This window comes from Gordonia ajococcus (assembly GCF_012974285.1).
Lineage (GTDB): Bacteria > Actinomycetota > Actinomycetes > Mycobacteriales > Mycobacteriaceae > Gordonia > Gordonia amicalis.
Genome location: NZ_CP052884.1, coordinates 4570944 through 4594608 on the forward strand (window position 1 = coordinate 4570944; position 23665 = coordinate 4594608).

The 23665-nt window shown below is 67.3% G+C and carries 17 protein-coding genes; 8 read left to right on the forward strand and 9 right to left on the reverse strand.

The genetic code is table 11. The features are described 5' to 3' along the window. Both GAA2_RS20665 and GAA2_RS20670 read right to left on the reverse strand, forming a co-directional pair. Window positions 1-882 carry an LLM class flavin-dependent oxidoreductase gene (locus GAA2_RS20665; protein ID WP_096274719.1) on the reverse strand — a complete coding sequence of 294 codons (882 nt, stop codon included), beginning with the start codon at window positions 880-882 and terminating at the stop codon, window positions 1-3. Window positions 883-925: 43 nt separating this feature from the next. Then, a complete protein-coding gene (locus GAA2_RS20670; protein WP_096274720.1) occupies window positions 926-1969 on the reverse strand; it encodes an alpha/beta fold hydrolase in 1044 nt (347 codons plus the stop codon). Between the two features lie 212 nt (window positions 1970-2181). Here GAA2_RS20670 and GAA2_RS20675 point away from each other — a divergent pair, with 212 nt between their 5' ends. Continuing rightward, window positions 2182-3273 (forward strand): Rieske 2Fe-2S domain-containing protein, encoded by a 1092-nt coding sequence (locus tag GAA2_RS20675; protein WP_096274721.1) that lies wholly within the window; start codon window positions 2182-2184, stop codon window positions 3271-3273. A gap of 28 nt (window positions 3274-3301) precedes the next feature. After that, complete coding sequence (locus GAA2_RS20680) at window positions 3302-4387, forward strand: dihydrodipicolinate reductase (protein WP_096274722.1); 1086 nt, start codon at window positions 3302-3304, stop codon at window positions 4385-4387. A gap of 78 nt (window positions 4388-4465) precedes the next feature. Here GAA2_RS20680 and GAA2_RS20685 read toward each other — a convergent pair whose 3' ends face one another. The 3 genes from GAA2_RS20685 to GAA2_RS20695 all read right to left on the reverse strand — a co-directional run bounded on the left by GAA2_RS20685 (window position 4466) and on the right by GAA2_RS20695 (window position 7592). After that, on the reverse strand, window positions 4466-5398 hold the full coding sequence (locus GAA2_RS20685; RefSeq protein WP_096274723.1) for an oxidoreductase: 933 nt from the start codon (window positions 5396-5398) through the stop codon (window positions 4466-4468). A gap of 161 nt (window positions 5399-5559) precedes the next feature. Further along, the gene (locus tag GAA2_RS20690) at window positions 5560-6918 is read right to left on the reverse strand and encodes a styrene monooxygenase/indole monooxygenase family protein (RefSeq protein WP_096274724.1); all 1359 of its coding nucleotides are present in this window, start codon (window positions 6916-6918) and stop codon (window positions 5560-5562) included. A 119-nt stretch (window positions 6919-7037) separates the two neighbouring features. After that, window positions 7038-7592 (reverse strand): dihydrofolate reductase family protein, encoded by a 555-nt coding sequence (locus GAA2_RS20695; RefSeq protein WP_096274725.1) that lies wholly within the window; start codon window positions 7590-7592, stop codon window positions 7038-7040. A gap of 159 nt (window positions 7593-7751) precedes the next feature. Here GAA2_RS20695 and GAA2_RS20700 point away from each other — a divergent pair, with 159 nt between their 5' ends. Next, window positions 7752-9980: an acyltransferase family protein gene (locus GAA2_RS20700; RefSeq protein ID WP_096274726.1), complete on the forward strand. Its 2229-nt coding sequence runs from the start codon at window positions 7752-7754 to the stop codon at window positions 9978-9980. Between the two features lie 7 nt (window positions 9981-9987). Here the strand turns inward: GAA2_RS20700 and GAA2_RS20705 are convergent, their stop codons facing one another. From GAA2_RS20705 to GAA2_RS20720, 4 genes are all read right to left on the reverse strand, one after another. Then, entirely contained in the window at window positions 9988-11106 is a 1119-nt protein-coding gene (locus GAA2_RS20705; protein ID WP_096274727.1) for an ABC transporter ATP-binding protein, read from the reverse strand. Between the two features lie 11 nt (window positions 11107-11117). Then, window positions 11118-12611: an ABC transporter permease gene (locus tag GAA2_RS20710; RefSeq protein ID WP_096274728.1), complete on the reverse strand. Its 1494-nt coding sequence runs from the start codon at window positions 12609-12611 to the stop codon at window positions 11118-11120. A gap of 58 nt (window positions 12612-12669) precedes the next feature. Next, window positions 12670-13695, reverse strand: coding sequence for an extracellular solute-binding protein (locus GAA2_RS20715; RefSeq protein ID WP_096275025.1), 1026 nt, complete (start codon window positions 13693-13695; stop codon window positions 12670-12672). A gap of 103 nt (window positions 13696-13798) precedes the next feature. Next, window positions 13799-14365 (reverse strand): vancomycin high temperature exclusion protein, encoded by a 567-nt coding sequence (locus GAA2_RS20720; RefSeq protein ID WP_096274729.1) that lies wholly within the window; start codon window positions 14363-14365, stop codon window positions 13799-13801. A gap of 161 nt (window positions 14366-14526) precedes the next feature. Here GAA2_RS20720 and GAA2_RS20725 point away from each other — a divergent pair, with 161 nt between their 5' ends. The 5 genes from GAA2_RS20725 to GAA2_RS20745 all read left to right on the forward strand — a co-directional run bounded on the left by GAA2_RS20725 (window position 14527) and on the right by GAA2_RS20745 (window position 23665). After that, window positions 14527-15900 carry a WS/DGAT/MGAT family O-acyltransferase gene (locus GAA2_RS20725; RefSeq protein WP_096274730.1) on the forward strand — a complete coding sequence of 458 codons (1374 nt, stop codon included), beginning with the start codon at window positions 14527-14529 and terminating at the stop codon, window positions 15898-15900. Window positions 15901-16135: 235 nt separating this feature from the next. Next, window positions 16136-19456, forward strand: coding sequence for a (Fe-S)-binding protein (locus GAA2_RS20730; RefSeq protein ID WP_096274731.1), 3321 nt, complete (start codon window positions 16136-16138; stop codon window positions 19454-19456). A 122-nt stretch (window positions 19457-19578) separates the two neighbouring features. Continuing rightward, on the forward strand, window positions 19579-20832 hold the full coding sequence (locus GAA2_RS20735; protein WP_096274732.1) for a pyridoxal phosphate-dependent aminotransferase: 1254 nt from the start codon (window positions 19579-19581) through the stop codon (window positions 20830-20832). A 128-nt stretch (window positions 20833-20960) separates the two neighbouring features. Continuing rightward, on the forward strand, window positions 20961-22742 hold the full coding sequence (locus tag GAA2_RS20740) for an SDR family oxidoreductase (protein WP_096274733.1): 1782 nt from the start codon (window positions 20961-20963) through the stop codon (window positions 22740-22742). Next, entirely contained in the window at window positions 22739-23665 is a 927-nt protein-coding gene (locus GAA2_RS20745) for a metal-dependent hydrolase (RefSeq protein WP_096274734.1), read from the forward strand. Before GAA2_RS20740 ends, GAA2_RS20745 begins: the two co-directional genes overlap by 4 nt.

Below are 23665 nucleotides of genomic sequence, written 5' to 3' on the forward strand. Positions count from 1 at the left end.
TCAGCCCTGGCGTTCGGCGGCGACGAGTTCACGGACGGCCGGCGCCACCTCGTTCGCGAACCTGGCCAGATCGTCAGGATCATCGGTGGCCAGGACGTATGTGCTCATCCCGAGGGTGACCGTGAGATCCGTGAGCTGCTCGGCCCACTGCGCAGGGGTGCCGGCGAGTAGTCCGTCGCCGGCACCGAAAGTACCCGCGATGTTGTAGATCCGGGTGATCTCCGCGGGGTCACGACCGGCCGCACGGGCCAAATCGTCGATGACCATCGATTTCTCGGCGATCAGGTCCGGCGGGACGAACTGCAGGCTGGGCACCCAGGCGTCGGCGACTTCTCCGGTCAGTCTCAACATCCGGGGACCCAACGCGCCGAGCCAGATCGGGATGTCGTGAGCCGGAGCGGGTCCGGCGTGCAGACCGTGGACGGGATAGAACTCACCGCCGAGATCGACTGTGCCACCGGACCAGAAGGCCCGCATCACGGTGATCGCCTCGGCCAGCGCGTCGACCGCCTCGCCCGGCGACCGGCGGGGCCCGCCCGCGGCGACCACACCGTCCCAGAATGCCCCGGCACCCAGACCGAGTTCGACGCGGCCCCCGGTCAGGATGTCGAGGCTCGCCGCCGCCTTGGCCAGCATCACCGGCGGACGCAGTGGCAGGTTGGCGACGTTGGGCGACAACCTGATCGACGTCGTGCGCGCGCCGATGACGGACAACAGCGTCCAGGTGTCGAGGAAGCGTCGCTGGTAGGGATGGTCCTGCACGCTGACGAGGTCGAGACCCGCGTCCTCGGCGGTGCCGACAAGCCGCAACAGGTCGTCGGCGCGGTCGGCACGTGGACTCGGAAAGAACCCGAAGCGCAACGGTTGTCCGTAGTCGGTCATGACGTCTCCGTATCGGCGAACCGGGGAGTGACTCCGGGACGACTCAGCTCGCGGCGCCCTCCACCTCCGGAGGAGTCGAGACCGAGTACATGACCCGGTGGATCTCCGCGGTGAAGTCCTCGGCGGCCTCGATGTTGGAGGCATGGCCGGTGTCGAACACGACGAGCTGGTCGAGATATCCGCGGATCGAGAGCGTGTGCGCGATGCGCTGGGTCATCGCATGGGGAAGCAGCAGGTCGTGGCGGCCGCCGATGACCGTGGTGGGTACCGTGATCGCTTCGGCCCCCACCGGACCGAGGGCCAGTTCGACGAGCGCGACCGCAGCCTTCGCCCGTGCCGCAGGGCTGCAGGAGCGGGTCATCGCGAGCACGAACGCGGCATGATCGATGGTCGCCGCACGACCGTTGAGTATGCGGGTCCGGACGAGACTCCGCGCGACCCGGCCTCCGGGAAACGGGAACGGTATGGCCAGAGCGGCCTGGCCGAGCCAGAGCGGAGCCTTGAGCGGGTTGTTGAGCAAGGGCAGGACGCGGGTCTCGGCAGCTATCCCGCCCCACGTCGTGTTTGCGAGAACCAATGCCGCAGCACGCTCTTCGACCCTGTCTTGATGACGGTGAGCCCAGGCCTGCACGGTGATGCCACCCATGCTGTGGCCGACGAAGACAGCTTTCGACGAGTCCGGCACGGCCTGCTCGACCACCGTCTGCAGGTCATCGGCCAGGACATCGGCGTCGAATTTGCGCTTGCCCCAGGTGCTCTCGCCGTGGCCGCGCTGGTCGTAGGCGATGACGTGGTAGCGCTCGGCGAGGGCGTTGATCTGCGGGTTCCAGTATTCGATGCAGCACGACCACCCGTGGATCAGCACCAGCACCGGCGCATCCGCCGAACCGTAGTGGTGGACCCGGAGCCGGGCACCGTCGTCGGTGAGCGCCCACGAGGTGCGCTCGGGCTCGCGCGAGTTGAACAGCGCGTTCTCGTACTGTTGGCTACGCAGCCGGCGGCGAGCCTCGGCCGGTCGGACCAGACCGGTCAACAGCGCTCCGGCCGCGGCCAATCGTGCAACGCCCAACGCGCCACCTGCGTTCATCTCGGCCTCCCGACGTCATCACTGTAACTCGCGTCACAGTACCGGCTGATGATACAAACCGGCGCCCAGCGTTCCAACAGTTTCGTTTGAAGAATTGTTGGACACACGAGTAACCAAACCAGGCGGCACTCAAACCACCACGAGAACGCCGTCTCGGAGACTTTTCACAGAGCCCTCTTGCATTCTGGGCCGGCCGGTCCTACCGTGACCGCATGGCGAGAACGCCGCTGTCGATGACACCCACCGGGTGGTTTCAGGTCGCATGGTCGACGGAGATCGCCGTCGGCACCGTGCGCACGATGAAGTACTTCGGACGCGAGATGGTCGCGTGGCGATCGCGGTCGGGACATATCTCCGTCTTCGACGCCTACTGCGAACACCTCGGCGCCCACCTCGGTCACGGCGGCCACGTGGAGGGCGAGAACCTGGTGTGCCCCTTCCACGGGTGGGAGTGGAACCGCGAGGGCCGCAACGTCTGCATCCCGTACGAGAACCACCCCAACAAAGGCCGGCGCATCCGCAGCTACCCGGTCGTCGAACGCAATGAGGCGGTGTGGATCTGGCACGACGTCGACGGACGGCCACCGTACTTCGACGTTCCCGACATCTTCGCCGACTTCGACAGCGACAACGGCGGGGGGACCACCGCGGCCGACTACTATCCGCCGGTTCCCGCGGCGACACTGTTCCGGCCGGGGCTCGAGATCCACCCGCAGTACATCATGGAGAACGGCGTCGACTTCGCCCACTTCAAGTTCGTCCACAAGACACCGTTCATGCCGGACTTCACCCGGCACGACTTCTCCGGGCCGGTGTCCTACGTGGACTTCACCATCGCATTCGACGAAGGTGCAACCCTCGAAAGCGCCACCAGCGGTGTCGAATCCGTCAATGCCGGGCTCGGGTGCTCGGTCACCAAGAGCTGGGGCATGGTCGACAACCGCACGATGCCCGCCGTGACCCCCGTCGACGAGCACACCTCCGACGTGCGGTTCACCGTCTGGATCGGACGCAAGCCCGGCGAGGAGACCGGCGAGATCACCCGGTACGGAAAGACGATGGCCGACCTGGTGATCGAACAGTTCGCCGCCGACATCGACATCTGGGCACATCAGCGCTATTCCGATCCACCTGCCCTCTCGCGCAAGGAGTTCGACGGCTTCACCGCACTGCGGCAATGGGCCCGGCAGTTCTACCCCGACGGCGGCGCGTCGGCCGACGAGATCGTCCGCATCCGGCGCTCCGAACTCGATGCCCTACGCGCGGCAGCGCATACCGATTCCCGCGCGGCAGGGCAGCCCTGATCCCAGCCCGTCCCGAAAGGACCTCACGATGACCGCACCCGCACCGATCCGGGTCTTCCAGGTCGCCACCGGCAATCTGGGCACCGAGATGATCGATCGAATTCGCCATCATCCCGACCTGGAACTGGTTGGCCTGCACTGCTATACACCGGACAAGATCGGCCGGGACGCCGGTGAGATCGTCGGCATCGGGCCGGTCGGGGTGATCGCGACCGGGACGGTCGAGGAGATCATCGCGGCACGGCCCGACGTGCTCACGTTCCACGGCGTGTTCCCCGACGAGGATCTGTACGTTCAGATCCTCGAGGCCGGGATCAACATCGTGACCACCGCCGACTGGATCACCGGCTTCCACCGGGACACCAACCATCCGCACCACTCCGGACGAAAGGTCAGCGAGGTCATCGCCGAGGCCTGCGCGAAGGGCGGCGCGACCTTCTACGGGACCGGGATGAACCCCGGCCTGGCCCAGATCCTCGGGATCGTGCACACCGCCGACGTCGCCGAGATCGAGAACGTCACGGTCACCGAGTCGGTGGACGTCTCCTGCCATCACTCGGTCGACACGTGGAAGGCGGTCGGCTACGGCCTGCCCGTCGACGACCCGAGCATCCCGGACTCGTTGTACAAGTACACCGCCGTCTTCGCCGACTCCGTGTATCTCATGGCCGACGCCTTCGATCTCGAACTCGACGAGGTCACGTTCTCCTACGAATTGGGCGCCTGCACCAAGGACGTCGACCTCGGCTGGTATCAGCTCCCGGCCGGGTCACTGGGCGGCAGCTACATCAAGTACCAGGGCATGGTCGACGGTGTGCCTCGCGTCGAGTCCCACCTGGAATGGCAGATGACGCCGCACACCGACCCTTCGTGGAACATCCAGGCCTGCTACATCACCCAGGTCACCGGCGACCCCAACATCTACTCCAAGCACATGATCTTCCCGCGCAAGGGATTCGACCTGTCCAAGCCGGAGAACTTCGCGTCGATCGGCATGACCGTCACCGGCCTGCCCGCACTCAACTCGATCCGGTCGGTGGTCGCGGCCCCGCCCGGGATCGTGACCAGTGCCGACCTTCCGCTTCGGAGCTTCGCCGGCCGCTTCACGTTGTGAGTCGGTGCGGGATCGGTGTCGACCTCGGCGAACCCACCCTCGAGAATCCCTCCCTCGAGACTTCTTCGGGAATCCCCTTCAGCCGAGGTCGATACTGACGCCGGTGAGCTCCGCGCCGATGTCCCACAACCGCTCCGCGACCGCGCGATCCTTCGCCTTCGGCGACGGTTCGACCAGTACCGGCGGACCGGCGAGACCGAAACTTCCGGTGGGGCCGTAATACTGGCCTCCCGAGACCTTCGGGTCGGTCGCTGCACGCAGGATGGGCAACGCACCCTCGGGCGGGTCCATGATGAACCGATCGGTGAGCCACCGCAGCGACGGTGCGTGATAGGCCCACTGCAGGAACTTGTTCTGCTCGCGCATCACGCCGGTCCTCGTGCCACCGGGATGGGCGGCGAGTGAGATCGCTTGGAGCCCCGCTGTTCTCAGCCGACGGTCGAGTTCGAGTGCGAACAGCATCTGGGCGAGCTTGGCGCGTGAGTACGCACCGGCGCTGGTGAACGTGCGATCCATCGGAAGATCGGAGAAGTCGATGGTGCCGGCGCGGTGCGCGTGACTGCCGACGGTGACGATCCGCGCGGCGTCGGTCGCGAGGAGCCGGTCCATCAGCAACCCCGTGAGCGCGTAATGACCGAGGAAGTTGGTACCGAAGTCCATCTCGAAACCGTCGGGGGTCAGGTCGCGCTGCGCGCGCATGACGCCGGCGTTGTTCACCAGTACGTCGATGCGGGGGTGGCGTCGCCCGATCTCCTCGGCGGCTGCGCGGACGGAGTCGAGACTGGCGAGGTCGAGGTCGACGATCTCCAACTCGGCACCCGGGACCTCTGCGACGATGTCATCGCGCGCGACGGCCGAGGTCTCGGGGTTGCGGCAGGCCAGCACGACGGTGGCGCCGAGGGTGGCGAGCCCGCGCGCGGCTTCCCGGCCGATCCCTCCGTTGGCGCCGGTGACCACGGCCACCCGCCCGGTCTGTGGCGGCGCGTCGGTCAAGGTCCAACCCGTCTTCACGTGCTCCCCCTCTGCGTTCCGGCACAACAGACGCTGTTGTTCGTATCACATCTCATGTGACATATCCGGGCCGGGTGTCACACGCGACCGCACCCCGACTGCGTCCGGGAACGCGATCGGGGTGCGGATCGACTGGTGGTCAGCGCAACGGAATCCGGACGTCAGACGGTCACGGCCGCCGGTGCGGCGCTGCTGAACCGTCCGGCCGGCGCGAAGCGGGCGAGGACCTGATCATGCGGCTCCCCTGCCACCGCGGTGATGAAGCCCTCGACATCCTCGCGGGTCCGCAGACCGAGCAGCGGATTGGGGTCGGAGAGCAGGCCGAACAGCGCCTGAGCGATGGCCGGACTGACTGCGGCCGCCGGAAACGACAACTCCGCGTGCGTCGCGTAATCGGGATCGCCCAGGAAGAGCCGGGTGACCTCGACGGCGGCGTGGCCGCGACGCTCCCAGTGCTTCTCGAACTCTTCCGCCAGCCAGTCCGCGGTGAACTCACCGTCGTGCGCACGGGCGGCCTTCACCAGCTCGGCGACCTGGATGACCGTGTTCTGCGCTCCCTGGCCGGCGACCGGGTCGACGGCGATGGCGGTGTCGCCGATCGCGGCAACGGGATGTCCGCTCGTGGTGGTTGCCACGGCCTGACGCACGGTCGGGGTGACCGCACCCTTCAGCCACGACACCGGATCGGACTCGATGACGTCGAGCTGCTCGATGACGGGAGCGTCCTCGGGGAAGAACTCCTGGAAGATCCCGGCAATCGTCCGGCGGGCGGTCACGGCGTCGTGGACGTCGTCGAGGCGCGGGGCCCACGCACCCGACGGCTTGGCGAACACGATGAACGACCAGGTCGCGCCGACATCCTTGTGCAGGAACGGGCCGACGAACAGCTCACCGTTCTCGCTGTCGAGGTTGTACAGCGAGTGGCCGGCACCGGCGGCGCTGCGGTAGGAGAAGACATCCGAGCCGTGGTCGACGCCGGTGAGCGTGACCTGCAGCAGGCGACGCTGCGGTTCGCGGTAGTGGGTGCGCGACTCGTCGACCGGGAACAGCGTCGACAATCCGCCCTTGCCGGTGGCGACGAGCGTCAGGTCGGCCGCGGCGGCGATCTCGTCGAGCCGGTCGACGTCGACGGTGGTGACCTCGAAACGCCCGCCGCGGTCCAGGAAACGACCGAGGCGATCATCGGCGCGCAAACGGAGGTCGACGGCCTGGGCGACATACCCGTAGTCGGGGTCGAACTCCAGGACGGGGGCGCGGTCCGCACCGGAACCCCCGTACAGGCGAGCACTCATACCGGTGGTGTTGCTGACCTCGTAGAGGTCCTCGATGATCTCGGCGTCCCACTCGCGGGACTTGCCGAAGTAGACGCCCACGCCGGTCGGCGGGACCTTGTTGCGCAGGGTCTCACGGTCGCGGTCGCTGTAGATCGTGACGTCGAAGCCGGCGTCGAGAAGGCCGAGACCCGCGGAGGTCCCGGCCAGGCCCGCCCCGATGATCGCGGCGGATCGTCGTGTCGTCATGTATGTCTCCCTGATCGGTTGCATGTGGTGCACGTGATGACTGGGAGACAGGGTGCCGGGGGGATCGTCGTGGCTGAAGGTTTAGACGCAGCCCGAGCTAATGGGTCGCCGGGGCGGCGCTACCCGCGGTTCACGGCATGTCGCTCGTAGATGACCTGATCGCCGAACGTCCGCGTCTCGACGAGCTCGAGGTCGACCCTCTCGGTGACCGGCGGGAAGAACGCCGTACCGCCGCCGACGACGACCGGGTAGCGGAAGATGCGGAGTTCGTCGACGAGGCCCTGTTCGAAGGCCTGCGACGCAAGGTCGGCACCGCCGATCTCGACATCCCCGTCGGTCGAGCCGACGACCTCGGCGACCTCGTCCGCCAACGGACGTCGGGCGAGTCTGGCGTTGCCCTCGACGCGGTCGAGCGTGCGGCTGAACACCACCTTGGGAAGTGCCGTCCACAGGTCCGCGAAGGCGATGCTCGCCTCGTCGTGACGCATCGCCGGGTCGGTTTCCCAGACCCGCATCGTCTCGTACAACCGGCGTCCGAGGATCTCCGCGCCGAGTTCGCGTATCCGGTCGGTGTGGAATTCGAAGAGTTCGTCGTCCGGCACCGACCAGTTGAAGTCGCCGTCACGGTCGGCGACGAAACCGTCGAGCGAGAGGCCCATCGAGAAGAACAGCATGCAACTCCTCACACCGTGGTTTGCGGGGAATCCTCCGAGCGTACGGCCGTATTCCGAGGTCGTAGCGGCATATCGCGAACCTGCGAACCACCTGTGCGTCCGCCGACACCCGCCGCATGGGCGGCGTGGCCGGGCCGCCGGCAAGTACCATCGCCCTCTGTGCGCACGCCCGTTCCCGAAGTGACCCCGGTCGTCGCGACGCCCAGCGAGGACGCCGCGACCGGTAACACCTCGGGCTATCGCCTCGACCTCGACGGCCTGCGCGGCATCGCGATCGCGCTGGTCGCGGTCTTCCACGTCTGGTTCGGCCGGGTCTCCGGCGGCGTCGACGTCTTCCTGACGCTGTCCGGCTATTTCTTCGTCGCGTCGCTGCTCAAGCACGTCCTCGCGACTCAGACGGTCTCGGCGTCCTGGGGCGCCGCGATCAACCCGTGGCCGCGCTTCTGGCGCCTCGTCCGCCGGTTGCTGCCCGCGCTACTCCTGGTCCTGGCATTCGTCACGGCGATGATCGCGCTGGTCATGCCGACCACGCGGTGGGGGCCGCTGGGTGCCGAACTGCAGGCCAGCGCCCTGTACTACCAGAACTGGCATCTCGCCTTCGAGTCGCAGGACTATGCGGCCGCCGACTCCGCGAACAGCCCGATGCAGCACCTCTGGTCGATGTCGATGCAGGGTCAGTTCTTCCTGCTCACGCTGCTGTGCGCGCTCGCGCTCGGTGGTGTGCTCCGCGCGCTGTCCCGCCGGATCGCCTTCTTCCGCCGGCCTCAGGCCGTGCGCGGCGTCGTCGGGTCGGCGCTGCTGGGCGTCGCGCTGGTGTCCTTCGCGTGGGCCAACTACCGCCACGGCATCAACCAGCCGTTCACCTACTACGACACCGTCGCCCGCCTCTGGGAGCCGCTCGCCGGCGGTCTGCTCGCGGTGTGGATGCCGAAGCTGGCGCTGTCCGCCCGGATGCGAAACCTGCTGAGCATCATCGCTCTCGGTCTGATCATCACCTGCGGCTGGTGGATCGCCGGAGTCCAGGAGTACCCCGCGGCGTGGGCGCTCGTGCCCGTGGGCGCGACGCTCATCCTGATCTGGGCCGGCTCTCCGGCCGCCGCCCGCCCGGGCGCGGGGCAGGCCCCGGTGAGTCGCGGGCTCGCGCATCCGCAGCTGGTCTGGCTCGGTTCCATCGCCTATGCGCTCTACCTGTGGCACTGGCCGCTGCTGATCTTCTACATGGCGTGGCGCTATCAGGACGAGGTGTCCTGGCTCGAGGGCACCGGAATCCTGGGCGTCTCCGTGCTGATCGCCTGGCTGACCACCAAGTACGTCGAGGCACCGCTGCGTTCCGGGTCGTTCCGGCGCACGAAGTCCGACGAGTCATCGGCAGTAGACAAGGCGGCGACCGTCGAGAAGGCGAAGCCCGGAAAGACGACCAAGCCGGGATTCCAGAACTCGCGCGGCTACCGCGGAGCTCTCCTCGCGGTTTTGTTGATCATCAGCGTTGCCGCCGGCAGTGCCGCGGTGACCTGGCAGCGCGACGCCGCGAACGCGACCCTCGACACCGAGAACCTCGACCCTCGCCTCTACCCCGGCGGCCGCGCCTTCCTCGACGGTGCGCCGGTCCCGAAGGTGACCGCCCAGCCGAGTCCGGACGTGGTCGACATGGACTGGCCGATCACCTCCTACGACTCGATCATCAGCGGTTGGAAGGACCCGACGATCAAGGTCGGGTACTACGGCGACGTGACCGCCACCCGCACCATCGCCCTGGTGGGCGGTTCCCACGCCGAGCAGTGGATCACCGCGCTCAACGAGATCGGCAAACGGCACAACTTCCGCGTCACGACGTACCTCAAGGTGGGCTGTGCGCTCACCACCGAGCACGTCTTCACCTGGTTCGGCCAGAAGTACTACCAGTGCAACGACTGGTCCCGACGGGTGATGGACCGCCTCGCCGTGGACAAGCCGGACTACGTGTTCACCACCTCGACTCGTCCGCCCGAGGGATCCGCCAGGGGCGACAGCGTGCCCAAGGATTACAAGGAGATCTTCGCCCAGTTCCGCGACCGTGGTCAGAAGGTCATCGGCATCCGCGACAACCCGTGGTCGACCGGCCAGCTCAAGCCGCCGGAGTGCCTCGCCAGCGGTCGCAAGCCCGAGGTGTGCGGCGTCTCGCGCGCACAGGCCATGGCACCGACCGACCCGGCCGCCGCTCTGGCCGACGAGTTCCCGAACATGACGTTCCTGGACTACACCGACGCGATGTGCGACGACACCTACTGCCCGGCGGTCGTCGGGAACATCTTGATGTGGCACGACTTCCACCATCTGTCCGCGACCTTCGTGCGCAGCCTCATCCCGGCGATGGAAGCGGATCTGCAGAAGACGACCGGCTGGTGGTGAAGCGGCCTCAGGCGCTGGGACGGAAATGCACCGGACGCCGCTGCCGGTAGGTGACCCGATCTCCCGGAGCGCCTGCCCATTCCGGCTCGGCGCGGACGGTGAGCTCAGCCGCCGCGCCGTGCTCATCACCATCGGCAACCGGCAACACCGACAGCCCGACCTCGATGTGATCACCGCACGGCGTGACCGCGAGCACTCTCCCGTGACCGCGGTCGACGCCGTCGGGACTTCCCGTGCTGTCTCCGCTGCCGGTGCCGGTCACGATCTCCAGATCGCCCGGCCGCAGTAGCACCGTGCCCGGCCCACACGCCGATTGGCGCAACCGCAGCACGCCGGCACCACACTGCACTCGGCCGCCGCGAGCCTCGCCGGGGAGTTCCGACACCTCGCCGAACATCCGCGCGACCTCGATGTCGACCGGTTCGAGATAGATCCCTTCCGGGGGCCCCACCTGCCGTACCCGCCCGGCCATCAGCACGACGATGCGGTCGGCCATCGACATCGCCTCTTCACGGTCGTGTGTGACGAGGAGGCCACTGGTGCCGTCGGCCAGAATGGTGTCGCGGACATGACGACGCAGGCGCGTACGCAGCTGCGCATCGAGCGCGGAGAACGGCTCGTCGAGACCGATAACCGCCGGGCGGGGGGCGAGCGCCCGTGCCAATGCCACCCGCTGCCGCTGGCCGCCGGAGAGCTCGCTGGGACGGCGCGCACGCAACTCGCTGAGCCCGACGACGTCGAGCAATTCGGTTATCCGCGTTGCACGGCCAGGGGTCCGGCGCCACCACGGCCCCAGCCCGAACCCGATGTTCCCCGCCACGCTCAGGTTCCCGAAGAGTGCACCCTCCTGCGGCACGAGGCCGAAGCTGCGCTTCTCCGTGGGCACATCGACACGACGTGTCCCGTCCGTTCGGACCGCGGCGACCTCGGTTCCGCCGATCTCGATGCGCCCCGATCGAATGGGCTCCAGACCGGCGATCGTCCGCAGCAACGTCGTCTTGCCGCATCCCGACGGCCCGATCACCGCGGTGATCGAACCTGCCGGCACCTCGAGCGACACCCCGTCGAGGACCGTCGTGTCGCCGAAGACGACCGAGATGTCCTCCACTCGCACTGCGTCATTCACTGACGTGTCACTCACCGGCCACCGGCCTTTCCGAACAGCGCGGACAGTGCCGCGGTGGGTATCGAGGCGACGACGATGAGAACCAGACCCAGGACTGCCGCACGCCCGTAGTTCATGTCGTTGTTGAGACTCCACATGTCGGTCGCGAGGGTCCTGGTGCCGATCGGCGCCAGCATCAAGGTGGCGGGTAGTTCCTTGGCCACCGAGAGGAATGCCAGCGCCGCGCCGGCCAAGACGGCCGGCGCCAGCAGTGGCAACTGGACGCGGACTGCGGTGGCCACCGGTCCCGCTCGGAGGGTCCGCGACACCTCCGCCATCTGCGGCGGGATCGCATCGACCCCGGAGCGGACCGGCCCCAGGCACACAGGCAGGAAGAGGACCGCGTAGGTCGCGATGAGCATCGCCGCGGTCAGGTAGTAATCGGGCAGGAGCCGGGTACCCAGGAACACCATCGACAGGGCGACCGTCACGCCGGGCAGCGTGTATCCGAGGTAAGAGACCACCTCGACGGCGTCACCGGTCCGTGTGCGCGGCCGGGATACGAAGAACGCCAACGGCAGGGCCAGGAGCACGATCACCATCGCGGCCTGGACCGACAACTCCATCGTGGTGCCCGCATACGGCCCCACCCAGGCGATCAGGTCACCGAGATCGTCGAAGCCGAGTCGCTGGGATTCGCTGATCTCCGTGCACAACCCGACAACGGGCACACAGACGCCCACCATGACGACGGACGTGACGACACCCCAGGCCACCGGTCGGTCCTGGACCTGTCGCGCTCGCAGCGGCGTGGACCCGGTGTCGACATCGCGGCGCATGCGGCGTTCGGCCACTGCGAGCACCACGGCGATCAGGGCGAGCACGAGACCGTACAAGGCGGCGACCGATCGGTCCAGGGTTCCGTTGTAGGCGTTGTAGATCCCCACCGTGAACGGCTCGAAGCGCACGATGGCAGGACCGCCGAAATCACTGATCGCGTAGAGCGCGACCAGCAGCGCGCCGGCAATCACGACGGGACGGATGCGTGGGAGCGTGACACGCAGGAACGCTCCGACCGGTCCGCACCCGAGGGTGCGCGCGGCGTCCTCGTCCGCCCGTCCGGTCCCGGAGATCACCGCCATGACCGGCAGCATGACGAGGGGATAGCAGGCCAGGGTCAACACCAGCGCCGCGGCCCACAACCCTTCGAATCCGGGGAACAGTCGGACCCACACGAACCCCGACACGTAGGACGGGATCGCGAGTGGTGCAGCCAGCAGCGCGATGACCACCGCGCGTCCGCGGCGGACGCCGTGGGCCACGCACCACGCCAACCCCACACCCACCACGATCGACGCACACGTCACGATGACCGCGAGTTGCGCCGTGCGCCAGAGCAGTTGCCCCGTGCGGGGCCGGAACAGAAGCGCGACCGCCTCATCGATGCCGATCCCCACAACCCGAATCACGAGATAAACCGCAGGGGTGATCAGCAGCAACGCGATCACGACACTGACCGACCCCAACAGAATTCGTCCCGACCGCGTTCTCTGGCCGGGACGAATTCGAATGCGGGTCAACAGATCAGACAGCGCCGACCTCGTTCAGCAGTTTGTCGGTCCCCGCGACGTCGGCGAGCTCGTCGAGCGTGATCTGCGGCGGCGACAACTGGTCCAGGGTCGGCAGCCCCGGGACCGGAAGCGGCTCGTTGCCGATGACCGGATACTCGCCGACCTCACGCGCGAAGTACGTCTGGGTTTCGGGCGTCAGCAGCTGCCGGATGAACTCGAAAGCCTGCTCCTTGTCGGATGCCGTCTTCAACACACCGATCGCCGCGACATTCACCAGCGCGCCGGGGTCGCCGTCGGAGAAGAAGTGGAGTCGACCGGGCACGTTCTCGATCCCCTTCTCCTGCACTTCCTGAACCCAGTAGTAGTGATTGGTGAGGCCCGCGGCGAGCTGACCGCTGTTCACCGCCTCGACGATCGGGCCGTTGCCGTCGAAGGACTTGGGGTCGTTCGCCAGAAATGCGGTGAGCCAGTCCCGCGCACCCGCGTCACCGCGGGTCAGTCGCAGAGCCGTCACGAAGGACTTGAAGGAAGCATTGGTCGGCGCATAGCCGACCTTTCCGCGCATCTCCGGTGCGAGCAGGCCGTCGATGCCGGCAGGCAGCTGGGCTGCGGGCAGCTGGCGCGGGTCGTAGATCAGCACACGCGAACGTGCGGAGGTGGACACCCAGGTACCCGTCTCGGACCGATAGGCCTCCGGGATGTTCGCGGCGATGTCGGCGGGCAGCGGCTCGAGCAGACCGGCGTCGGCAAGAGCACCCAGCTCACCGGCATCCTGCGCGAAGAACAGGTCGGCCGGCGACCGGTCGCCTTCCTCGAGAATCTGGGCGGCCTTCTTGTCATACCCGGCTGTCACCGGGATCGTGCCCCCGATGCGCTCGACGAGCGGACCGACCAGCGACTCCGAACGACCCGAGTACAGGACCAGGGTCTCGTCGTCTCCCGATGTGTCGCCACCTCCACAGGCGGCGAGCAATCCGGCCGCAACGATCGCCGCTGCGCCGATCGCGATCACTCGTCGGGCCCATCTCTTGGCTTCCACCTGTTCCACCCTTCTGTGGAGGTCATGCGGTCGACTCTGTCGCCCGCCAGCATGCGCAGCCTAACCTATGAAGCGTCGTCGACCCCAGCCGCGGTGGTTCACCTCAGCCGATCGCCGTCAGCAGCGCACGCGGACCCGCGAACACCGTCTCGCGAATGTGATTGCGCACCAATGTCCATGACGGACAATCACATTCAGCGACAACACCATTGGCGTCCACCCCTTCTCCGCGGCACAGCGCGATGGCACGCCTCAGGTGGAAGTCCTGGGTGACGATGAGCAGCGCCCGCACACCGAACACCTCCCGCGCGCGGCGGCAGCTCGCCGCGGTGTCGAACCCCGACGGGTCGTCGAGAATCACCTGCGCCGGTACGCCCGCGGCTTCGAGGTAGTCCCGCATCACCGCGGGTTCATCACCCGCCTCGGGAGAACCATTGCCGGAATTGATGATTCGTATGGCACGGCCGTCGCGATACAGCTCCGACGCCGTGTCCAGCCGGCCGCGCACGTAGTCCCCGGGAGAACCGTCCTCGACGAGGGAACCGAGCACCAGGAGCGTGGAACCGGACGGCACCTGACCGGCGCCGAGAATCCGGTCCGCAGACACGGCGTACATCCACGTCGCCGCGACGGCGATCCACAGTTCGACGACCACCAGCAACACCGGCATGACGAGACGAGCTGCTGACCTCACCCGTACAACCTAGGTGCACGAACACATCTCACCCAAGATGACCATTCGACGCCGCGCCGGTGGTGACGGACCGATACTGGATTCATCTGCCGCGCTCAGCCCGATGCGTAAACCGACAACCGTGGAAAAGAGTGTGAATGCAGTACATGCCGGTGACCTCGTCGATATTCCTGCTGGCCGAGACGCGCGAGCAGCCCATGCACGTGGGCGGGTTGCAGTTGTTCGTACCGCGGGAGGGTCAGTCGTCGGCCGACCTCGCCGAGGAGGTCATCGCGGCCTTCTCCTCCTGTGGCGAGATCCATCCGCTGTTCCGCAAGCGGCCGGCGTCGCCGGTCACGATCCTCGGCAACCTCGCCTGGACCTACGACGACGAGATCGACTTCGACTACCACGTCCGCCGTGCGGTGCTGCCGCGCCCGGGCCGCGTCCGCGAGCTGCTGCGCTACGTGTCGCTGAACCACGGCACCCTGCTCGACCGGTTCCGGCCGATGTGGGAGATCCACGTCATCGAGGGCCTCGAGGACGGCCGGATCGCGATCTACAGCAAGATCCACCACTCCATCGTCGACGGGGTGTCAGCGCTTCGCCTGCTGCAGCGCATGCTCTCGCCGGACCCCGATGACCGATCCGGATCGGCACCCTGGGACCCGGCCCTCGCCGGGAAGAAGCGTCCGCGACCAGCGCCGACGCTGAGGTCGCGGATCTCCGGGATCGCCGACGCCGGCCTGCAGGTGGCCGGGCTCGTACCCGCGGCCGCGAAGGTGGCCATCGCCGGTGTACGCAAGCCGGACTTCGTGCCGCCGGTGCCCCGCGCCCCGCGAACCATCCTCGACGTGGCGATCGGCAGCGCCCGCCGCTTCGCCGCCCAGCAGTGGGAGATGGAGCGCCTACGGGCGGTCGCCGACGTCCTGGACATCACGCTCAACGACGTCATCGCCGCGATGTGCTCGGGTGCGCTGCGCTCGTACCTGATCGATCAGGATGCCCTGCCCGATTCCTCCCTGATCGCCGCCGTGCCCGTGTCGATGCACACCGACGGGGACAGCGACGGGAACGCCGTCACCGCGATCATGGTCGACCTGGCCACCGATCAACCCGATCCCGAACGCCGGCTCGATGCACTCGTCGCGTCGGCTCGCCAGGCGAAGAACGTCGTCCGTGGCCTGAAGCCCCTGCAGGCGCTCGCTCTCGGCGCGGCCAATTTCGCGCCGCTCGCATTCGCGACCGTTCCCGGCTTCGTCCAATACGTTCCGCCGCAGTTCAACATCATCATCAGCAACGTGCCCGGGCCGTCGGAGCAGCTCTATTGGAACGGCGCCCGACTCGACGGCGTCTACCCGGTCTCGATCGCGATGGAGGGCCTGGCGTTGAACATCACCGTGACCAGTTCGGCCGATCACGTCAACTTCGGTCTGATAGGCGCTCGTGCGCAGGTCCCGAGCCTGCAGCGGCTGCTCACCCACCTCGACACAGCCCTCGAGGAGCTGGAGAAGGTGGCCCGGGTCCGCTGACGCGGACCGACCGCGGGAGCCGAATGGGATCCTCGACACCCTGACTCGACAGTAAGTTACTCGCGAGTATCATTCGATGTGAGATAGACCAGCGAAAATTAGGTCAACCTTGGCAGCGCGCCGACGGCGCGACGAATTACGGTTACCTGTAGTACACCGCCCTGTGGGAGAGCCCTGCGCACTCTGTGCGCTTCCTCTGCGGCGGACGACCTAGACGAAAGGCCGGTACGCGCCCGTGACAGCCACGACGATTGCCATCGGCACCACAGCAGCGGTGATCAGCCTCTTCTGTTGGTACTTGTTCCTCGGCGGCGTGGTGCGGATGTTCCGCACCATCAAACTCGGCCAGAAGGTCGACAGTTCCCGATTCTGGCCGGTACTCCCGCGTCTGGGAACGATGATCAAGGAGTTCATCGCCCACACCCGCATGGTCAAGTTCCGGACGGTGGGCTGGGCGCACTGGCTGGTGATGATCGGCTTCATGGGGGGTGCCCTGCTGTGGTTCGAGGCCTACGGCCAGTCGATCAACCCGGAGTTCCACTGGCCCCTCTTCGGTGACACGTTCGCGTGGCACCTCTGGGACGAACTGCTGGGCATCGGCACGGTCGTCGGCATCATGGTGCTGATCGTCATCCGCCAGCTCAACCACCCGCGCGTCCCCGAGCGCATCTCGCGATTCTCCGGTTCCCGCTTCGGCGCGGCCTACTTCGTCGAGGCCGTCGTCCTGCTCGAGGGTCTGGGCATGATCCTGGTGAAGGCGTCGAAGATCGCGACGTACCACCACTCGAACGCGTACTCCGATTTCTTCACCATGCAGGTCGCCAAGATCCTGCCCGAGTCGCCGACCCTGGTGTCGATCTTCGCGGTCATCAAGCTGATGAGCGGCATGGTGTGGCTGGCCGTCGTCGGTCTGAACACCGACTGGGGCGTCGCCTGGCACCGCTTCTCGGCGTTCTTCAACATCTACTTCAAGCGTGAGGCCGACGGCGGCGTCGCCCTCGGTGCCGCCAAGCCGATGATGAGCCAGGGCAAGGTCCTCGACATGGAGACCGCCGACCCCGACGTCGACGCCTTCGGTGCGGGCAAGATCGAGGACTTCTCCTGGAAGGGCTGGCTCGACTTCTCCACCTGTACCGAATGTGGCCGCTGCCAGTCGCAGTGTCCGGCCTGGAACACCGGCAAGCCGCTGTCCCCGAAGCTGCTCATCATGTCGCTGCGCGACCACGGCAACGCCAAGGCCCCGTACCTGATGGCCGGTGGCCGCAAGGACATGGGCGGGGACGAGGTCGGCCTGGTCGACGCCGACGGCAACGTCCTCGAGGACAAGCTCAACGCGATCCCCGAGGCCGCTCGTGCCGAGGCATCCCGCAAGCTCGTCGGCGAGTCCAAGGGCAGGCTCGGCGGCGGCGAGGGCCTCGAGTCCGCGGACGGCGAGTTCGATCCCGAGGCGCTGGGTGCGGTCATCGACACCGAGACCCTGTGGAGCTGCACCACCTGTGGTGCCTGCGTCGAGCAGTGCCCGGTCGACATCGAGCACGTCGACCACATCCTCGACATGCGTCGCTACCAGGTCCTGATCGAGTCGGACTTCCCCACCGAGCTGGCCGGCATGTTCAAGAACCTCGAGAACAAGGGCAATCCGTGGGGCCAGAACGCCTCCGCGCGTACCGCCTGGATCGATGAGATGGACATCGAGATCCCGGTCTTCGGCAAGGACGTCGAGTCGTTCGAGGGCTTCGAATACCTGTTCTGGGTCGGCTGCGCCGGCGCCTACGAGGACCGCGCGAAGAAGACCACCAAGGCCGTCGCCGAGCTTCTCGACATGGCCGCGGTGAACTTCATGGTTCTCGGCGAGGGCGAGACCTGTACCGGTGACTCCGCACGACGCGCCGGCAACGAGTTCCTCTTCCAGATGCTCGCGCAGCAGAACATCGAGATGCTCGGCGAGGTCTTCTCGACGGCGCCCGAGCAGCGCAAGAAGGTCGTCGTCACCTGTGCGCACTGCTTCAACGCGCTGGGCAACGAGTACCCGCAGCTGGGCGCCAAGTACGAGGTCGTCCACCACACGCAGCTGCTGAACCGACTGGTCCGCGAGAAGCGGCTCGTGCCGGTCGCCCCGCTCGGCGAGGGCGTCACCTACCACGACCCCTGCTACCTCGGCCGCCACAACAAGGTCTACGACGCCCCGCGTGAGCTGATGGGTGCCGCCGGATCGACTCTCACCGAGATGCCGCGTCACGGCGAACGGTCCATGTGCTGTGGTGCCGGTGGTGCCCGCATGTGGATGGAAGAGCAGATCGGCAAGCGCATCAACCTCGACCGGGTCGACGAGGCGCTGGACACCCTCGGTGACACCACGGGTGACCAGGTCAAGAAGGTTGCCACCGGTTGCCCGTTCTGTCGCGTGATGCTGACCGACGGTGTGACCGCACGGACCAGCGGCACCGAGTCCGAGGGCAAGGTCGAGGTCGTCGACGTCGCGCAGCTGCTGCTCGACTCGGTCAAGCGCGGCTCGACCGAGGTCAAGCTCGGCGGCCGCTTCCTCGGACCTCGTCCGAGCGCTCCGGAGCCCGAGCCGGAACCGGAGCCCGAGAAGGTTCCTGCGGCCGCCGCCGCAGCTGCGACGGCCACCACCGAGGCGGCTCCGAAGCCGAAGGTCGGCCTGGGCATGAAGGGCGGCAAGAAGCCCGGCGCCGCAGCCAAGACCGCAGCACCGGCAGAGGCTCCCGCGGAGGCACCGGCCGAGAAGAAGCCCGCGTCCAAGGGCTTCGGCATGAAGGGCGGCAAGAAGCCGGGAGCGGCGGCTGCAGCGCCCGCTGCGGCTTCGGCACCGGCAGAGGCTCCCGCCGAGGCACCGGCCGAGAAGAAGCCCGCGTCCAAGGGCTTCGGCATGAAGGGCGGCGCGAAGCGTCCGGGTGCGGCGAGCAAGCCTGCCGCAACGGCCGCTCCTGCTCCCGCCGAGGCCGAGTCGTCGGAGGCCGTCAAGGCCGAGGCACCCGCGGCTGAGAAGCCGGCCAAGGCCAAGGGCTTCGGTATGGCTGCCGGCAAGCGTCCCGGTCAGAAGACGGCCACCCCGAACGCGGCAGCTGCCGACGCCGGAGTGACCGCCCCTGCCGAGAGCAAGGTCGCCGAGGCCGAGTCGGCACCCGATGCGGCTCCGACCGTCGACACCGAGTCGGCCACGGCAACCGCGGCAACGGGCACCGCTGCCGCGACCGAGGAGAAGCCGGCCAAGGCGAAGGGCTTCGGTATGGCCGCGGGCAAGAAGCGCCCGGGCGGGATCGGCAAGGCCGCCCCCAAGCCGGCCGCGGAAGCACCGGCAGCCGAGGCACCGGCTCCGGCGGCTCCGGAAGCCGAGGCTCCTGCCGAGGAGACCGAGGCAACCCCGGCAGCCGAGGCACCGGCAGCGGAAGCCCCGGCCGAGACGAACGGGGCCGAGGTCCCGGCTCCGTCGAGCAACGGCTCGGGCGATGCCCGCACCATCGCCGAGACCGGGGCGTCGAAGGCCAAGGGCTTCGGCATCGCCGCCGGCAAGAAGCGGCCCGGCCACCAGTAGTCACCAGCAGTACCGCGAAACGGGCTCCGACCACCACGGTCGGAGCCCGTTTTTCGTAGGCCGGCCACTGCCGCGCAGCACTGGCGGAAACCGACTTGCACGCGGCTGCGACAATTGAACTCGTGAGTAGGCCCCATGTGTCGCATCTGAACCAGAACCTCAAGCCGCTCGAGCAGTCGCTCAAGCTGCAGAACGTGTGCTACGAGATCCGCGGACCCGTACACGAGCACGCGCAGCGGCTCGAGGCAGAGGGCCATCGCATCCTCAAGCTGAACATCGGGAACCCGGCGATCTTCGGGTTCGAGGCACCCGACGTGATCATGCGCGACATGATCCACGCACTGCCGTACTCGCAGGGCTACTCCGAATCGGCAGGCGTGCTGTCCGCGAGACGCGCCGTCGTGACACGGTACGAGCTCATCCCCGACTTCCCCTACTTCGACGTCGACGACGTCATCCTGGGCAACGGTGTCTCCGAGCTCATCACGATGACGATGCAGGCGCTGCTCAACGACGGCGACGAGGTGCTCATCCCGGCCCCCGACTACCCGCTGTGGACGGCGATGACCTCGCTGTCCGGCGGCCGTCCGGTGCACTACCGCTGCGACGAGGAAAACGGCTGGAACCCCGACATCACCGACATCGCGTCGAAGATCACCGACCGCACCAAGGCGATCGTCATCATCAACCCCAACAACCCGACGGGCGCGGTCTACTCACGCGAAGTCCTGCAGCAGCTCGTCGAACTGGCGCGTGAACACTCGTTGCTGATCCTCGCCGACGAGATCTACGACAAGATCCTCTACGACGACGCCGAGCACATCAACGTCGCCTCGCTGGCGCCGGATCTGTTGTGCCTCACCTTCAACGGCCTGTCCAAGGCGTACCGCGTGTGCGGTTACCGCGCCGGCTGGGTCGTCTTCACCGGCCCCAAGGACCATGCCACGGGCTTCCTCGAGGGCATGGGCATCCTCGCGTCGACCCGCCTGTGTGCGAACGTGCCCGGCCAGCACGCGATCCAGGTGGCGCTGGGTGGGTACCAGTCCATCGATGCGCTCGTCTCCCCGGGCGGTCGCCTCTACGAACAGCGCAACGTCACCTGGGAGAAGCTCAACGAGATCCCCGGTGTCAGCTGCGTGAAGCCCAAGGGGGCCCTGTACGCCTTCCCGCGCCTCGACCCCGAGGTACACGAGATCCACAACGACGAGCTGTTCGTCCAGGACCTGCTACTGCAGGAGAAGATCCTCGTCGTGCAGGGCACCGGGTTCAACCTCGAGGACCACAACCACTTCCGCATCGTCACGCTGCCGTGGTCGCGGGACCTCAAGGAGGCCGTCGAACGGATCGGCAACTTCCTGTCGTCGTACCGCCAGTAGGTTGCGGAGCGCCGTCTCGAAGGGCCCGGTCTTCTGACCGGGCCTCTTTGTCTCCTCCAGGGTCTGGACATTTGTGTAACCGTTGGTAACGTGTACCTCCAATCGGGGTCTACAACGAGGTGACACGGATGTCCGAACATGCAGTGCAGGTGCGTCCCGACTGGCGACGGGGAACGGTGACCGGCGACGGCGTCACCCTCGCGACCTTCGAACTCGGGGACCCTGAGAATCCGACGGTCATGCTGGTGCACGGCTGGCCCGACACCCACCATCTCTGGACCCACATCGCACCTCGGCTGGCCGAGAAGTATCACGTGGTCGCCTATGACTGCCGCGGATTCGGCGAAAGCGACCGTCCAGGCGAGGTCGGTGCGTACCGGCTGGCCGAGCTCGCCGACGACCTCTTCGCCGTCGCCGAAGCGGTGAGTCCCGACGCTCCCGTGCACGTCGTCGGTCACGACTGGGGTTCGGTCCAGGCCTGGGAGGCCGTCAGCCGACCGAGGTCGCACACCCGCATCGCATCCTTCGTCTCGGTCTCCGGACCCAACCTCGACCACCTCGGTCAGCTGTTACGCGAAGGACTGACCCGCCCGACACCCCGCCGCATGCGAACCATTGCGACGCAGTCACTCTCATCGGCCTACACGGGACTGTTCCAGCTGCCGGTGCTGCCGAACGCCCTGCTGACCGCACTGGGAAGTCCGCGGGCGTGGAAGCAGTTCCTGCACACCATCGAGGGCACCCCACCGGAGAACGTCGTCGTCGCCGAGACACTGCGCCGCGACATGATCACCGGACTCGCGCTCTATCGCGCCAACATCCGCCAGAAACTGGCCCGCCCGGAGCCCCGCTCGACCGCGGTGCCGGTGCTGCAGGTGGTCAACGAGCGCGACATCGCCCTGCGTCCGGCCATCTACGACAACACCCCGACCTATGCGGCCAAGCTGTGGCGGCGCGACACCCCGACCGGCCACTGGCTGCCGTATACCAAGCCGGGCTACCTGACCGACACGATCCTGGATTTCCTTGCCGCGCAGACCGACAACGAGGCGCCGCCGACCGTCGAGCGGTCGCGGGTGTTCGCCGAACCGAAACCGTTGGCCGGAAAGCTGGTCGTGATCACCGGCGCGGGCAGTGGCATCGGTCGGGAGACCGCACTGCTCCTCGCCGAGCGCGGGTGCGAACTCGTGCTCGCCGACCGGAACCTCGACACCGCCGCCGAGACGGCGCAGGCCTGCAAGATCGCCGGCGCGGTGGCGCACGCCTACCTCCTCGACGTGTCCGACACCGACTCGTTCACGTCCTTCGCCGCGACGGTCCGGGAGAGCCACGGGGTACCCGACATTGTGATCAACAACGCCGGGATCGGCTTGGCCGGTGGGGCTCTCGCCGCAACCGACGAGCAGGTCGATCGGCTCTTCGACGTCAACCTGCGCGGGGTCATCACGGGGAGCCGCGAGTTCGGCCGTCAGATGGTGGACCGCGGAGTGGGCGGGCACATCGTCAACGTCTCCTCGGCCGCGGCGTTCACGCCGTCGCGCAGCCTCGGCTTGTACTCGGCGTCGAAGGCGGGGGTCCTGCTGTTCTCGGAGTCGCTGCGCGCCGAACTCGCCGAGCACCGCATCGGTGTCAGCGCCATCTGCCCGGGCATCGTCGACACCAACATCGTGTCGTCGTCGCCGATCGCCGGACTGGACGCCGATACCGAACAGGCACAACGAGATCGGCTGAACCGCTTCTACCAGCGCCGAGGTTTCACCCCGGATCGGGTGGCCGTCGAGATCGTCTCGGCGATCGAGCACAACAAGGCAGTCGTCCCGGTGACGCCCGAGGCGAAGGTCGGTTATCGCATATACCGTTTCGCGCCGTGGCTGTCGCGCATCGGCGCCCGACAGAAGGTGACCGGATGAGCACCGTCGAACGCCCGCGTCCGGACCTGAGCCACACCGATCAGACGAGTGCTGATCAAGCCGATCCCGGCCCGGTCGAACTGCATGCCCGCAACGTGGCATTCGACTGGGACGACGTGCCCCTGCACTGGATTCCCGGCCACCCGGTGGCGTCCAACTTCATCAGCGTGTTGAATCTTCTTCTCCCGGAGGGGGAACGCTGGTTTGTGCAGACCTACAACGAGGCGCTGCCGCTGGTGGCCGACGAGGAACTCGCCTCTCGCATGCGGGGTTTCATCGGACAGGAGGCGATGCACGCCGAAGCTCACGACCATGTGCTGTGGGAGTTCCTCGATCACCACGGCATCGATCCACGTCCGTACCAGCTGCAGATGGAGTGGGTCTTCCGCAGAGTTCTCGGACCGGCGACGAGCGGCCCGCCGCAAGCGCGGCACAAGCACCTCATCGAGCGGTTGTGGCTGATCGCCGCCCTCGAGCACTACACCGCGGTGCTCGGCGATTTCGCACTGAACAACAACTGGATCGAGACCGGCGCGCATCCGACGATGGCCGATCTGTTCATGTGGCACGGCGCGGAGGAAGTGGAACATCGGGCCGTCGCGCACGACGTCGCAGCCTATTTCGGCGACAGTTACCTCCGCCGCGGGCGCGCGATGCTCGCCGTCCTCCCGATGCTGCTGTTCCTCATACAGCGCGGCTACCGGTTCATCATGAAGCAGGACACGTCGGTGTCCTACAACTACATCCAGAAGAAGTGGCAGTTCCACCGCGGCGTGCGCGCCAACGTCCTGCCCCCGCTTCGGAGCATCGTCTTCTCCACATTCAGTTACTTCCGGCCCGGCTTCCGCCCCGAACAGATCGGCAGCACCGCCCAGGCCGTCGCATACCTCGCCAAGTCACCGGCCGCACGCAACGCGGCCTGA